Genomic DNA, 13554 nt, shown 5'->3' with positions numbered 1-13554 from the left:
TTCTATGCACGTCGAATTGTATTTTTTATCTTATATTAGGCATTTATTACTTCTTTTTTTACATCTGGCAAGCCTTTTAATAAATTTTCAGCAATTGTTAACCATTTCGACGTCTCTAATCCATTCGTTTTCATCACAATTTTCAATTGTGACCCCTCCATACCAAGACCGATCATACGGCCAAAACTACTTCCTAGCATGAATAATTTTCCACCATCTATATTTTGGCTCGCTTGTTCAGAAAACAGGAATGTTACTTCAAATTTATTTTGCTTAATTAACTCAATTTGTTCTTTCATTGCCAACACTTTAATGTTTGCAATTTGTAATAAATAACCAACTTCTTGTGGATAATCACCAAATCTGTCGATCATCTCTTCCTGCAACTCTTCAATATCTTCAATTGCAGAAATACCTCTAAATTGTTTATACATCATAATTTTTTGTTTACTATCTGAAATGTACGCATCCGGTAAATATGCATCTACTTCTAAATCAATTTCAACATTAACGGTATTTTCAACTCCGTCTGTTCCTCTACGTTGCTCAATTGCATCTTTTAACATTTGAGAATATAGATCAAATCCGACAGAATCAATAAATCCATGTTGTTCTGCCCCTAACAAATTACCCGCACCACGAATTGATAAGTCTCTCATCGCAATTTTGAAACCAGATCCAAGCTCTGTAAACTCTTTAATTGCTTGCAGACGCCTCTCTGCAACTTCCGATAACACTTTATCACGTTTGTATGCAAAGTATGCATACGCGACGCGATTAGAACGCCCAACACGACCACGAAGCTGATACAACTGCGATAATCCCATACGATCTGCATCAAATACAATTAATGTATTTACATTCGGAATATCTACACCCGTCTCAATAATTGTTGTACTTACAAGAACATCATGCTGCCCTTCTAAAAACGATAGCATAACAGACTCTAATTCACCTTCATTCATTTTCCCATGTGCGTATGTTACACGAGCATCTGGAACTAACATCGAAATTTCATCTGCTTTTCTTTCAATATCCTCCACACGGTTATATAGGAAGTAAATTTGACCGCCTCTTGCTAACTCTCGCTCTATCGCTTCTCGCATTAACGCTGGATTATACTCTACTACATATGTTTGTACTGGGAAACGATTCTCTGGTGGTGTCTCAATAACAGATAAATCGCGCACACCAAGCATAGACATATGAAGTGTACGTGGAATCGGAGTTGCCGTTAATGTTAACACGTCAACATTTGCTTTCAATTGTTTAATTTTTTCTTTATGTGTAACGCCGAATCTTTGTTCTTCATCAATAATAAGAAGTCCTAAATCTTTATAAGTAACATCTTTAGATAAAATACGATGCGTTCCGATTACAATATCCACCGTTCCATCTTTTAAACCTTTAATCGTTTCATTTTGTTGTTTTCGTGTACGGAATCTACTTAGTAACCCTATATTAATCGGATAATCTTGAAAACGCTCTCGAATTGTTTCATAGTGTTGTTGTGCAAGGATTGTTGTTGGTACTAAAATCGCAACTTGTTTTTCATCCATAATTGCTTTAAATGCCGCACGAATAGCTACTTCAGTCTTTCCATATCCTACGTCACCACAAAGAAGCCTATCCATCGGACGTCCGCGTTCCATATCTTTCTTAATCTCTTCAATAGAACGTAATTGATCCTCTGTCTCTTGATATGGGAATAAAGATTCAAACTCTTGTTGCTCTGCCGTATCTGGTGTATATGCATAACCTTTCGAAGCTTCCCGCTCGGCATATAATTTAATTAGGTCATCTGCAATGTCTTGTACAGATTTTTCAACTTTCGTTTTGACCTTCTTCCAATCATTTCCGCCTAATTTATAAACTTTTGGTTCCTTACCTTCAGACCCTACGTATTTTTGCACTTGATCAATTTGTTCAATTGGAACGTATAACTTATCATTACCTTGATATTTAATATTTAAATAATCTTTATGAACACCATTAATCTCTAATGTCTCAATACCTAAAAATTTACCTATACCATGATTTACATGAACTACATGGTCTCCAACTTTTAATTCTGAATAACTTTTAATACGTTCAGCGTTAGATAACTTTTGCTTACGTTGTGATTTTTTAACCTTCTTATGAAAAAGCTCCTTTTCAGTAATGACAACAAACTTTTGCATCGGCATTTCAAAGCCTGCATGTAAATCACCTACAGCAATTTGTAACCTTCCAGGCAATAAGATATCTGTCGCCTCTACAATGTCTGCATCAATATCATAATCACTTAAAATATGTTGTAGTTTTTTTACACGTTCATCATCTGTTCCAAGCACAACGGTCGTAAAATTACCTTCATTCCATCTATCAATTTCAGTTTTTAACAAATGCATCTGTCCGTGGAAATCTTGCATCGTTTTACATGTCACATTTACAATATTTTGAGGATGCGTGTGTGCTATATGGCGTAAGAATAACGTTAAATATACAAAACTTCTTTTTTTATTATGAAGAAACTCCTCAAACGAGTGGGAGAAAGATAAATCCTGAATAATTGTTCCTTCGCCAAGAAGTGAGATATACCATTCCGCTTCTTCTGTTTCAAGATGTGATGCTGTTTCTTGAATACGGGAAATCTCATCTAAAATCACAACACCATTTTCTGGTAAATAATCTATCAGACTAGCAGGTTCTTTATAGAAAATAGATAAATATTTAAACATTTGTTCTATACTCTGCCCGTTTTTCAACATTTCAATTTCATGACTAACCGTCTCAAGCACAGTAGTCTTTAATTTATCATCGGAAAGCTTTTGCATCGTCTTAGTCAAACCTTCTTCAAGATGCTTAATTCCCGATTTCAATTCTTCCTGTGAAAATAAAAACTCTGTTGCTGGACCGAACTTAACACTTTCCTTTTTATCTTGAGAACGCTGTTCATCCACATCAAACAATCGAATAGAATCGACTTCTGTATCGAAGAATTCAATACGAAACGGTAATTCTTCCGTTAATGGGTAAATATCTAATATTCCCCCGCGTAAACTGAACTCTCCTGGAGCTTCTACCATTGACTTACGCTCGTAGCCAATATGATGTAAAGTATGCAAGAGTGCATCTAAATCAATCTCTTGCCCTAGATTGATTTCAATTTGCCTTTGCTTCCATAATTCTTTTATTGGTAAAAACCTACGCAGCCCTGCAACTGGCGCTACAATAATCCCATTCTCTCCTGCAGCTAAGCGATTTAACACTTCAATACGCTGTGCCTTCAATTCTGGACTTGCAACACCAACCTCCGATGCTATCAATTCATTTACCGGATATAGCCAAACATCTTTTTCACCAAGTAACGCCACTAAATCTTCATGTACTTTTTGTGCTTGGTATAAATTGTGCGTCACGATAAGTTGTGATTGCTTTGTCTTTTTATATAAAGCTGCCATTAATAATGAACGAGAGGATGTTGCCATACCCGATACAAGTTGTTCTTTCAACCCATCTTCTAGCCCATTAATAACCGATTGTATTTCTTCATTTTTATAAAATTGCTCTAATAAACCTATCATTTTCAAAACTCCTCTCAACATAAAGAGCAAGTTACTATATTTTATGCAAATATTTTGGAAAAAGAAAACAGAAAAATGCTTTGGACATGCCAAAGCGACAACATTTTATTGCAGAAATTTTTCATATTCATAATACTCAGGATAAGATGCGAGCGTTTCTTGACACGATTCACAAATCGTTTTTATATATATATTTCCATTCTCATGAAAATGAATCATATCCACTACTTCTTGCTCTGTTAGTTGAAACAAAACGTCGCTATATACTTTTTCTGCGATAATGGAGCCCACATTACTTCCACAATGTCTACAGTAATAATAACCTTCCATACTAGCCTCCTAAATATCCAATTGCTACTAGTATGGGATAAAACAAAATAAAATATTCCAGATTGTGCGCTTAACTATTAAAAGTATTCATGATTTGGAGAAAAGGTTTATTTAACCATTCCTCACATGCATCTGCTGCATTTTCAATGGATTGATTAACGCCAGATATTTCTTCAGATGTAAAACGTCCTAATACGTAATCCACTACTTTCATCCCATTTTTCGGACGATCGATTCCCATGCGGATACGTTGAAATTCTTGTGTTCCTAAATGTGAAATTGTTGATTTCACACCATTATGTCCACCCGCACTACCTTTCATGCGAAGGCGTAATTTACCTACAGGAATATCTAAATCATCGTACATAACAATGAAGTCCTCGACATCAATTTTATAATAATCCATGAGTGGACGGATACTTTCCCCAGATAAATTCATATATGTAAGTGGCTTTAGTAAGATTACTTTTTCCCCATTAACAAAACCTGCGCCAAATACCCCTTTAAACTTTTGTTCATTCAAAGAAATACTCCAACGTTTTGCAAGTTCATCGATTGCCATAAATCCAATATTATGCCTTGTTAATTCATATTCTCTACCTGGGTTCCCAAGTCCTACTATTAATTTCATTCTTGTACCACTACTTTCTTTTTTCGATACGAAAAGACGTAACCAAGCTTGGTTACGTCTCATTCTATCCAATTAATTGAATAATACACTTACAGATTCTTCTTCGTATACACGAATGATTGCTTCTCCGATTAATGGAGCAACTGAAAGTTCATGTACTTTATCAATTTTCTTCTCTTCTGGTAATACGATAGAGTTCGTTACAACTAACTCTTTAATATTCGAATTTTGAATACGCTCAATTGCTGGACCAGATAATACTGGGTGTGTACAGCAAGCATATACTTCAGAAGCACCGTTCTCAACAAGAGCGTTTGCCGCTAATGTAATTGTACCAGCTGTATCAATGATGTCATCAATTAAAATTGCTGTTTTGCCTTCGATGTTACCGATAATGTTCATTACCTCAGATACATTCGGACGAGGACGACGCTTATCAATAATAGCGATTGGCGCTTTTAGGCGATCTGCCATTTTTCTAGCACGAGTTACACCACCGTGATCAGGAGATACGATTACGATATCTTTAAGGCCTTTTGCTTCAAAGTAGTCTGAAAGAATCGGTACACCCATTAAGTGGTCGATCGGGATATCAAAGAATCCTTGAATTTGTGGAGCATGTAAATCTAGAGTGATTACACGAGTTGCACCTGCTGTTTCAAGCAAGTTTGCTACAAGTTTCGATGTAATTGGTTCACGAGAACGCGCTTTACGGTCTTGACGCGCATAACCATAGTAAGGAATAACAATATTAATTGTTTTTGCAGATGCACGTTTTAATGCATCAATCATAATAAGTAATTCCATGATATGTTCGTTTACTGGGAAGCTTGTAGATTGAATAATGAATACATCGCAACCACGGATACTTTCTTCAATGTTAATTTGAACTTCTCCATCACTAAAACGATCAACAGAACATTTTCCTAGTCCTACTCCAATATGCTTTGCGATTTGCTCAGCAAGTTCCTTATTAGAGTTTAAAGAGAATACTTTCAAATTAGAATTTAGATATTGAGTCGACATCTAGATTAACCCTCCACATTATGATTTTTTCTTATTCAGCAATTGATCAACATAGTCTTCTTTGTTAACTTGACGTGCACGTGCTACTGATAATGCTTTTGATGGAACATTCTCTGTTATTGTAGAGCCTGCTGCCACATAAGCACCATCTTCAACTGTTACAGGCGCAACAAGGTTTGAATTACATCCAATAAATACCCCGTTACCAATTACAGTTTTAAATTTATTCTTGCCGTCGTAGTTCACCGTAATTGAACCACAACCAAGATTCACGTCTTCTCCAACTTGTGCATCCCCGATATAACTTAAGTGTGAAGCTTTACTTCTATTACCAAAAACAGTTTTTTTGATTTCTACGAAGTTTCCAACGCGCACTTCATCTCCAATAACTGAATCTGGGCGAATATGTGCAAATGGACCAACTGATACTTCTGTACCAAGTTTGCTGTCATGTACAGTAGATTGACGAATTACCGTACGATCTCCAATTTCACTATCGCGAATTACTGTATGCGGTCCAATTTCACAATCAGAACCAATTACAGTGTTCCCCTCAATAACCGTTCCTGGGTGAAGAACTGTATCACTACCAATAACTGCATCCGCAGAAATGTATGTGTTACTTGGATCAATAATTGTAACACCATTTACCATGTTCTTTCTGTTGATACGATTTTTCATAATAATTTCCGCTTGCGATAGAGCGACTCTGTCGTTAACACCTAACGTTTCATCGAAGTGCTCTGTTTGATAAGCTGATACAATATGACCTTCATTTTTTAAAATTTCAATAACGTCCGGAAGGTAATATTCGCCCTGTACATTATCATTTGAAACTTTAGAAAGTGAAGCAAATAAAGCTTTATTATCAAAACAATACGTACCTGTATTGATTTCTTTAATAGCTAATTCTTTTTCATTCGCATCCTTATGCTCAACAATCTTTTCAACATGACCATTCTCATTACGAACGATACGGCCATATCCAGCAGGCTCTTCTATGTACGCTGTTAGTACCGTCGCCATTGCTCCCGCTTCTTCGTGTTGCTGAAGCAATGCTTCCATCGTTTCAGCAGTTATTAGAGGTGTATCACCACAAATAACTAAAGTTGTTCCCTCTTCATTTGCAAGTACACTTGCAGCTTGATCGACAGCATGAGCTGTACCAAGTTGTTCTGCTTGTAATGCAAACTCACTTACGTTTCCTAGCTGTTCTTGTACCTTTTCAGCACCATGTCCAACGACTGTTACAAGTTTCTGCAATCCTAATTGAGATACTTCATTGACTACATGTTGTACCATTGGTTTTCCACATACAGGATGCAGCACTTTGTATAGCTTGGACTTCATACGTGTGCCTTTACCTGCAGCTAGAATCACTGCAAATCTGTTTGACATATAGACCCTCCATCGCAACCTATTTATCCATTAACGATATTATCCTAAATCATCATATATTTCAAGAAACACATTATAACTATTAAATTTTACCATAATTCTTATAAGATGTTTTACTCTTTAGTATCTTTTTTAAGGAATAAGCTATACTATTTTAAATGATTTTGAAAAAATTAGAAGTTTTTCATCTTTATTTTTTCAAAATATGAATTTTTATAATTAGAAACGTGTATTATTCAAAAAAAAACAAACTCCTGTAAATGCTTACAGGAGTTTGCTACAAAATTATAAGACTTTCTTTCAAAAGCCCTTTTCATTCGAATTTTACGAAGCGCCTGCTTCTTCAAACTCAACCTCTTCTAACTCGCCTAAACGATGATACTCTGTTAAAACCGCATCTTGAATTTTAGAGCGTGTATTAGAATTAATTGGGTGTGCAATGTCACGGAATTCTCCATCTGGAGTACGTTTACTTGGCATTGCTACAAATAATCCATTATTACCATCAATTACACGAATATCATGAACAACAAATTCATGGTCTAGAGTAATAGAGGCAATTGCTCTCATGCGGCCTTCTGTGTTTACGCGGCGTAATCTTACGTCAGTCACTTCCATCTTGTGTTCACCACCCTTTTCTAAATAAGCGATATATTTGTATAAATTCCACAAAATTTCTATTTTTCCTTTAATTTTTTAAAAATTTTTAAGATAAAAATTTTTATTGTAGTTGAATATAAGGATTAGTAGAGGTTATCGCTTACAAAGAGTTACTTAACTAGGGCAATTACTTCGATTTCAACAGAAACATCTTTCGGTAATTTTGCTACTTGTACACAAGAACGCGCTGGTTTATGAGTAGAGAAATAAGAACCGTATACTTCATTAACAGCATTAAAATCATCCATATCCTTCAAGAATACTGTTGTTTTTACCACTGTATCAAATGAAGCACCTGCTTCTGCTAATACCGCTTGTAAATTTTCAAATACTTGCTCTGTTTGTACTGTTACATCTCCTGTTACAAGTTCTCCACTTGCCGTTAACGGAATTTGTCCTGAACTATAGAACATATTATTTACAATAATCCCTTGTGAATATGGTCCGATTGCCTGTGGTGCTTTGCTTGTTTGAACAACTTTCATACTTTTCACCCTTTTATTATTTATTTTTACTCTTTAAAAATAGTGTACCAAAGGCAGTTTGTCCATCTATTTTGTAATTTATAAATAGGAATAAAAAAAGGTAAAGCTATCTGCTTTACCTTTTTACTCAGCCTCTACAAGCCCTTTATCAAATGGTGCAAGTGCATAATTCCCCTTTTCCACTTGAATTGCTTTTTCTTTCACATCAACTTCTGACAGACGAATTAATGATACAAAGTTATTAATAAGTCTTTCTTCAATATCCGTAGACTCTACTAATACGCCAATCCCAACAACATTAGCTTTAAACTCTTCTAGCATGCTCATCATACCTTGAATGGTTCCGCCTGCTTTCATAAAGTCATCAATAATTAAAACATTGGACCCTTCTGGAAGGCTACGCTTTGCTAAAGTCATCGTTTGGATTCGCTTAGAGGAACCTGATACATAGTTAATACTAACAGTGGGTCCTTCTGTTACCTTATTATCTTTTCTCGCAATTACTACCGGTACATCTAAGTAGTTCGCTACTGCATAAGCAAGCGGAATTCCTTTTGTCGCTACCGTCATAACCGCATCAATTGGTTGCCTAGCAAAAACAGAAGCAAATAAACGACCTGCGCCATTAATCTGGCGAGGATTACTTAAAAGATCCGTCATATATAAGTAACCGCCAGGCAAAATACGGTCTGGGTTTTCAAATAAGCTACAAAGCTCGTTAATAATCAGATTTGCCTCTTCTTCACTTATATAAGGAATATATTTCACTCCTCCTGCTGCTCCTGGTACCGTTTGCAATGTGCCGACACCTTGTTGTTCAAACGTTTGCTTAATAATAACTAAATCTTCACTAATGGAAGATTTAGCCGATTGATACCTTTCAGCAAAAAAAGTGAGAGAAACTAGCTGACGAGGATTTTGTAACAAGTAATACGTCAAATCGACCAATCTTGTACTTCGTCTAATTTTCATACTCTCACCTCAAATCACGAATATTCTAAACAAATCATAACGTATTATACGTCTTTATTCAAGCGTTTCTCGCTCTCCTAATAAACGCACTGCATATACTTGCTCGCAAAATCCTTTTAACCCGTTATATATGCGGTGCATTCGCGAATCATGGTGTACAAGACCAAATACAGTTGGGCCACTTCCACTCATTAATACGGCATCTGCCCCAAAGCGTTTCATCTGTGATTTAATACGTGCAACCTCGGGATGCATCGCAAACGTCACATCTTCTAAAACGTTACCAACAGTATCACAAATTCCTTTATAATCGCCATGGTTAATGACTTCAACCATTTTATCTACATTTGGATGAGTAACACGATTTAATTTTAAATTTCCGTACACGTCAGCAGTAGATACACCAATGTGGGGCTTTGCTAAAACAACCCAACAAGAAGGCGGAGTCTTTATATGTTCAATTTCTTCTCCTCTTCCAGTGGCAATAGCAGTTCCACCATATACACAGAACGATACATCTGACCCAATTTCTGCGCCAAGCTTTGCTAATTCATCGATTGTTAGCCCTAAATTCCATAACTTATTAAGGCCACGTAATGTCGCTGCTGCATCACTACTTCCACCTGCTAATCCAGCGGCTACTGGAATCGTTTTTTCAATAGTAATAGACACACCTTTTTTTACATTAAACTTCACTTTTAATAATTTCGCTGCTTGATAAGCTAAATTGCGTTGGTCGTCTGGGACATACCGATTATGGGACAAAATTTCAATACGGTCTTCTGCTAATTCCGTAAGCTCTAAACGATCTGCCAAGTCGATTGTTGTCATAATCATTTTCACTTCATGATATCCATCTTGTCTTTTTCCCAGTACATCTAACGACAGATTAATCTTTGCTGGTGCTTTCACTAGTAGCTTCAATCTATTCACCCACTCTATGTACTCAATCTTTTATCGTTTATTTTACCATAAATTTATAGTAAGACGATGACACTTCCCTAATTATATCGAAAAGCATTCAGAATGAAACTACTTATGTCAAATGATGGCACCTTTTAGCGTGCAAAAAGCCGAGGAATCTCTCCTCGGCTACCGCAGCATAGAAAGTATCTTACAACTACTGGTTTCGTTTCATTAATTGCTGTTCTGCAATTTCTATAGCACGTTTCACCATATTACCAGCATCTTTCGCACGAATTCCGCCCCATCCTTCTTTCTGAACAACATCATAAAAGCCAAGCTCTTTTGCAAGCTCTTCTTTAAATTGATTTGACATGACTCCTCTTCGTCTACTCAATGCAGAGTCCCTCCTTATTTTGCTACGGTATAATTAGTATGCAAAATAATATAGCTTTTCATTTATGGGAATATATGTAACAAAAAAATACATTAATTATAAAATACTTCATTTTGAGATTCATCGTAAAATGTTAGCTCTACTGTCTCTGTTAAAACATCTGCATAACTATAAGATACACGTTGCAATGCATCTTCTTGCTGGTCTAATTGTACAACAAACACAGAACGATACGTTTCTGCAAGTACACCTGATTGCTCCACAGTTTTTCTTCTCCCACTATTTGCCTTTAACATAAGTCGCTGTCCAAGATGGTGATCTAATTCGCTTTTAATTTCATCTAAACGTTTTGACATATACTTTGCTACACCTCGCTGTAATTTAGATTGAACACTTAAAACACGATATATCTATCCCAATTATTAACCGCAATTCACAGACAATATCATTATAAAAGCATCGTGCGTTCAAATAGATAGAAGAAATACTATATTCTAAAAGTATCATTGTATAGTCTGCACGTTCTTGCCGCTTTTTATCCAGACTCATTTAAATCATTTCCATATAAAAAAGCAAGATACGTATGTACCTTGCTCATTCGTCATAATGTTGAAAGGGCAATCCTGTTCGTAAAATCCCTCTTGTTTCAATTCCGCCTAGTCCCTTTTCGCCAGTAATTGTATTACGCACAACGTCCCATACATTTACTCTTTCCATAAATGAAGTGAAACTAATTTTGCCAACTACATATACAGGATCTAGAGCATGAATATTAATTCTAGACGGTGAACTAGCAAAATTAGCACCTGCCCGAATCAACGCCTCAAAGTGTGATTGACAAGCCCCAGCAAAAATAACGAGTTGATCTAACGATGGATACTTTTTCCGCACTTCTCGAACGGCCTGTACAAAATGTCTAGAATGTCTATATGCTGCTAAATCTCCCATAACTCCTTTTGACTTTGTATATGCATCATGTCCTGTAATAACTAAAATATCTGGGCGAAAATGATCTATTAAGTCTACTACCTTTTCATGCATCTCCGTTTCCTTACAATGAATACCTTGAACAGGAACGCCTATTTTATTATATAAATCTAAGCACTTGCGCAAATATAAAGGATCTCCATCTATATGCAATACACGTCCTGGCATTTGAAAATAATTCACTTCACTTGTATATCCACCAGTTGAATTATGTTCATGTCTTTGTTTCATCAACACGTAATCTTGCTGAAACAACCGGTAAGTACGCTCCATCGTTTCTTTTTCACGCTTCACTCTATTTTTATGTTCTCGTTGATCTATACTAACCAAATCTGCAAGTGGTGCATCCGCCACAAGTCTAATTTCCTCTCCAAATAATATTGCCATATCGCCTTTTATTTCTATAATACGAAAAAGAATATCCCTATTATGAGAATATCGTTCAACTAATTCTCCAACATGTAAATCCATTCTCCTACCTCCAAACTCCAAACTCGTTAGGCCATCTTACCTGTTTTTAAAGTATGAATTTAGGAAAGGAAAGGTGACAAAAGGGACAGCTCAAGTTGAACTGTCCCTTTCATATCCTTATGACAATTTATGAAGAATTAATGCATTACTTAATGTTGCAAACTCTTCGATAGATAGCGTTTCGCCTCTTCGCTTCGGATCAATTCCTACTTCTGTCAAAATTCGATCCAACAGCTCTTTATCTTTCGGGAAACCATTTAAATTATTTGATAAATTATTCATTAAAGTTTTACGACGCTGTGCGAAACTCGCTCGTACTACTTCAAAGAAGAAAGTTTCATTTGTCACTTCTACAACTGGTTTAGGACGCTTTAGAAGACGAATAATCGCAGAATCAACATTTGGTTGTGGCACAAACACTGTACGCGGTACAGTCATAACTGTTTCTACCTCTGTATAATACTGAATGGCAATTGATAAAGAACCATACTCTTTCGTTCCTGGTTTAGCAGCTAAACGATCCCCAACTTCTTTTTGCATCATAACCACAAATCCACGAACAGGTAATTTTTCTTCAAGCAATTTAAATAAAATTGGCGTTGTAATATAGTATGGTAAGTTAGCTACTACCATTACATCTTGTCCTTCTTCAAATTGCTCACTAAACACTTCATGTACATCTGCTTTTAGTACATCTTTATTTATAACTGTAACGTTGCTATATGGAGCTAACGTCTCGTCTAAAATTGGTAATAATCTCTGATCAATTTCAAAAGCCACTACTTTTTTAGCACGCTTTGCCAATTGCTCTGTTAATGCACCGATACCTGGTCCAATTTCAATTGCACCACTTTCTGAACCGATTTCTGCGTGATCAACGATACGATTTAATACATTCGTATCAATTAAAAAATTTTGTCCTAAACTTTTTTTGAATGAAAATCCATACTTTTCAACAATGTCTTTCGTACGATTTGGTGTTGCGATATCCTTCATTTTTTTTCCTCCTGTATTACTTGCTTATAAGCTTCTGCAAATGATTCCTTTGAAACCTGAAACATTTGTAAACGTTTATGTAACTGTTTTGCGTTTGTATAACCAATCTTTAATAGCTTACCCACTCTTTCTCTGCGACTCTTTGCCATTTCTCCGCCCACTAAGCCCGCATCGACTAGATCACTCCAACTAATTTCACTTGTGTAAGCTTCCATTTCTTCATGTATATTCTCTAAAGCACGGCGAATCGACTCATTAGAAGCATGTTCGATTCCAACACCTTTTTTCCTTTTAGCAAGTGCTTCTTCCTTCGTTAAAAAAGCATGCTTACATCCAGGAACCTTGTCAGAAATAATTTTTCGAATACGCTCTCCAGGATAATCCGGATCTGTGAAAATAATAACGCCTCGTTTTTGCTGCGCTAATTTAACTTGCTCAATAACGTGATCACCGATTGCTGAACCGTTCGTTTCGATTGTATCCGCATCAACAGCACGTTTAATCGCAACTGTATCATCTTTACCTTCTACAACGATAATCTCTTTAATTTTCATGCTTGCCTCCACACTCTTTTCATCTCTACTTAGTAAAACAAAAAAATGACGACTTTTCCATTATTATTTTCCCAATCGTACATTTTAAAAAGTAGAAGAGAAAAATCTTTGTTCACTATCCTTATTGTAACACTTCTATCTCCATCTTAATTTATCCGCAATATTTCTACACTTATGT

14 protein-coding genes are annotated in these 13554 nt (G+C 36.0%); all 14 read right to left on the bottom strand.

Annotation, left to right across the window (positions count from 1 at the left end):
* Positions 1 to 35: 35 nt before the first annotated feature.
* Entirely contained in the window at positions 36 to 3566 is a 3531-nt protein-coding gene (mfd, locus tag MKY90_RS00300; RefSeq protein WP_016102352.1) for a transcription-repair coupling factor, read from the bottom strand.
* Positions 3567 to 3671: 105 nt separating this feature from the next.
* A complete protein-coding gene (locus MKY90_RS00295) occupies positions 3672 to 3896 on the bottom strand; it encodes an anti-sigma-F factor Fin family protein (RefSeq protein WP_002091576.1) in 225 nt (74 codons plus the stop codon).
* A 70-nt stretch (positions 3897 to 3966) separates the two neighbouring features.
* A complete protein-coding gene (gene pth, locus MKY90_RS00290) occupies positions 3967 to 4527 on the bottom strand; it encodes an aminoacyl-tRNA hydrolase (protein ID WP_002144538.1) in 561 nt (186 codons plus the stop codon).
* Positions 4528 to 4599: 72 nt separating this feature from the next.
* Complete coding sequence (locus MKY90_RS00285) at positions 4600 to 5553, bottom strand: ribose-phosphate diphosphokinase (protein ID WP_002091580.1); 954 nt, start codon at positions 5551 to 5553, stop codon at positions 4600 to 4602.
* Between the two features lie 18 nt (positions 5554 to 5571).
* Entirely contained in the window at positions 5572 to 6951 is a 1380-nt protein-coding gene (gene glmU / locus MKY90_RS00280) for a bifunctional UDP-N-acetylglucosamine diphosphorylase/glucosamine-1-phosphate N-acetyltransferase GlmU (protein WP_002166365.1), read from the bottom strand.
* A 324-nt stretch (positions 6952 to 7275) separates the two neighbouring features.
* The gene (spoVG, locus tag MKY90_RS00275) at positions 7276 to 7569 is read right to left on the bottom strand and encodes a septation regulator SpoVG (protein WP_000454042.1); all 294 of its coding nucleotides are present in this window, start codon (positions 7567 to 7569) and stop codon (positions 7276 to 7278) included.
* Positions 7570 to 7721: 152 nt separating this feature from the next.
* Positions 7722 to 8096, bottom strand: a complete 375-nt coding sequence (locus tag MKY90_RS00270) for a RidA family protein (protein ID WP_000869819.1) — start codon at positions 8094 to 8096, stop codon at positions 7722 to 7724.
* Positions 8097 to 8219: 123 nt separating this feature from the next.
* On the bottom strand, positions 8220 to 9068 hold the full coding sequence (purR, locus tag MKY90_RS00265; protein WP_002091587.1) for a pur operon repressor: 849 nt from the start codon (positions 9066 to 9068) through the stop codon (positions 8220 to 8222).
* A gap of 54 nt (positions 9069 to 9122) precedes the next feature.
* Complete coding sequence (ispE, locus tag MKY90_RS00260; RefSeq protein WP_012260164.1) at positions 9123 to 9992, bottom strand: 4-(cytidine 5'-diphospho)-2-C-methyl-D-erythritol kinase; 870 nt, start codon at positions 9990 to 9992, stop codon at positions 9123 to 9125.
* Positions 9993 to 10188: 196 nt separating this feature from the next.
* A complete protein-coding gene (sspF, locus tag MKY90_RS00255) occupies positions 10189 to 10368 on the bottom strand; it encodes an acid-soluble spore protein SspF (protein ID WP_002094215.1) in 180 nt (59 codons plus the stop codon).
* 92 nt (positions 10369 to 10460) lie between these two features.
* Entirely contained in the window at positions 10461 to 10724 is a 264-nt protein-coding gene (veg, locus tag MKY90_RS00250) for a biofilm formation stimulator Veg (RefSeq protein WP_002009653.1), read from the bottom strand.
* 238 nt (positions 10725 to 10962) lie between these two features.
* Positions 10963 to 11826 carry a sporulation peptidase YabG gene (gene yabG / locus MKY90_RS00245; RefSeq protein WP_002009651.1) on the bottom strand — a complete coding sequence of 288 codons (864 nt, stop codon included), beginning with the start codon at positions 11824 to 11826 and terminating at the stop codon, positions 10963 to 10965.
* A 117-nt stretch (positions 11827 to 11943) separates the two neighbouring features.
* Positions 11944 to 12822 carry a 16S rRNA (adenine(1518)-N(6)/adenine(1519)-N(6))-dimethyltransferase RsmA gene (rsmA, locus tag MKY90_RS00240; protein WP_098168779.1) on the bottom strand — a complete coding sequence of 293 codons (879 nt, stop codon included), beginning with the start codon at positions 12820 to 12822 and terminating at the stop codon, positions 11944 to 11946.
* Positions 12819 to 13376 (bottom strand): ribonuclease M5, encoded by a 558-nt coding sequence (gene rnmV / locus MKY90_RS00235; protein ID WP_002029323.1) that lies wholly within the window; start codon positions 13374 to 13376, stop codon positions 12819 to 12821. Before rnmV ends, rsmA begins: the two co-directional genes overlap by 4 nt.
* Positions 13377 to 13554: the final 178 nt, after the last annotated feature.

Source organism: Bacillus sp. FSL P2-0099 (assembly GCF_038007445.1).
GTDB classification, from domain to species: Bacteria; Bacillota; Bacilli; order Bacillales; family Bacillaceae_G; genus Bacillus_A; species Bacillus_A mycoides.
This window is presented reverse-complemented; position numbering and strand designations above follow the sequence as displayed.

What these genes read in the sequence shown, in the direction of transcription:
- mfd (WP_016102352.1), bottom strand. Translation starts at nt 3,566, where the DNA reads ATGATAGGTTTATTAGAGCAATTTTATAAAAATGAAGAAATACAATCG.
- MKY90_RS00295 (WP_002091576.1), bottom strand. Translation starts at nt 3,896, where the DNA reads ATGGAAGGTTATTATTACTGTAGACATTGTGGAAGTAATGTGGGCTCC.
- pth (WP_002144538.1), bottom strand. Translation starts at nt 4,527, where the DNA reads ATGAAATTAATAGTAGGACTTGGGAACCCAGGTAGAGAATATGAATTA.
- MKY90_RS00285 (WP_002091580.1), bottom strand. Translation starts at nt 5,553, where the DNA reads ATGTCGACTCAATATCTAAATTCTAATTTGAAAGTATTCTCTTTAAAC.
- glmU (WP_002166365.1), bottom strand. Translation starts at nt 6,951, where the DNA reads ATGTCAAACAGATTTGCAGTGATTCTAGCTGCAGGTAAAGGCACACGT.
- spoVG (WP_000454042.1), bottom strand. Translation starts at nt 7,569, where the DNA reads ATGGAAGTGACTGACGTAAGATTACGCCGCGTAAACACAGAAGGCCGC.
- MKY90_RS00270 (WP_000869819.1), bottom strand. Translation starts at nt 8,096, where the DNA reads ATGAAAGTTGTTCAAACAAGCAAAGCACCACAGGCAATCGGACCATAT.
- purR (WP_002091587.1), bottom strand. Translation starts at nt 9,068, where the DNA reads ATGAAAATTAGACGAAGTACAAGATTGGTCGATTTGACGTATTACTTG.
- veg (WP_002009653.1), bottom strand. Translation starts at nt 10,724, where the DNA reads ATGTCAAAACGTTTAGATGAAATTAAAAGCGAATTAGATCACCATCTT.
- yabG (WP_002009651.1), bottom strand. Translation starts at nt 11,826, where the DNA reads ATGGATTTACATGTTGGAGAATTAGTTGAACGATATTCTCATAATAGG.
- rsmA (WP_098168779.1), bottom strand. Translation starts at nt 12,822, where the DNA reads ATGAAGGATATCGCAACACCAAATCGTACGAAAGACATTGTTGAAAAG.
- rnmV (WP_002029323.1), bottom strand. Translation starts at nt 13,376, where the DNA reads ATGAAAATTAAAGAGATTATCGTTGTAGAAGGTAAAGATGATACAGTT.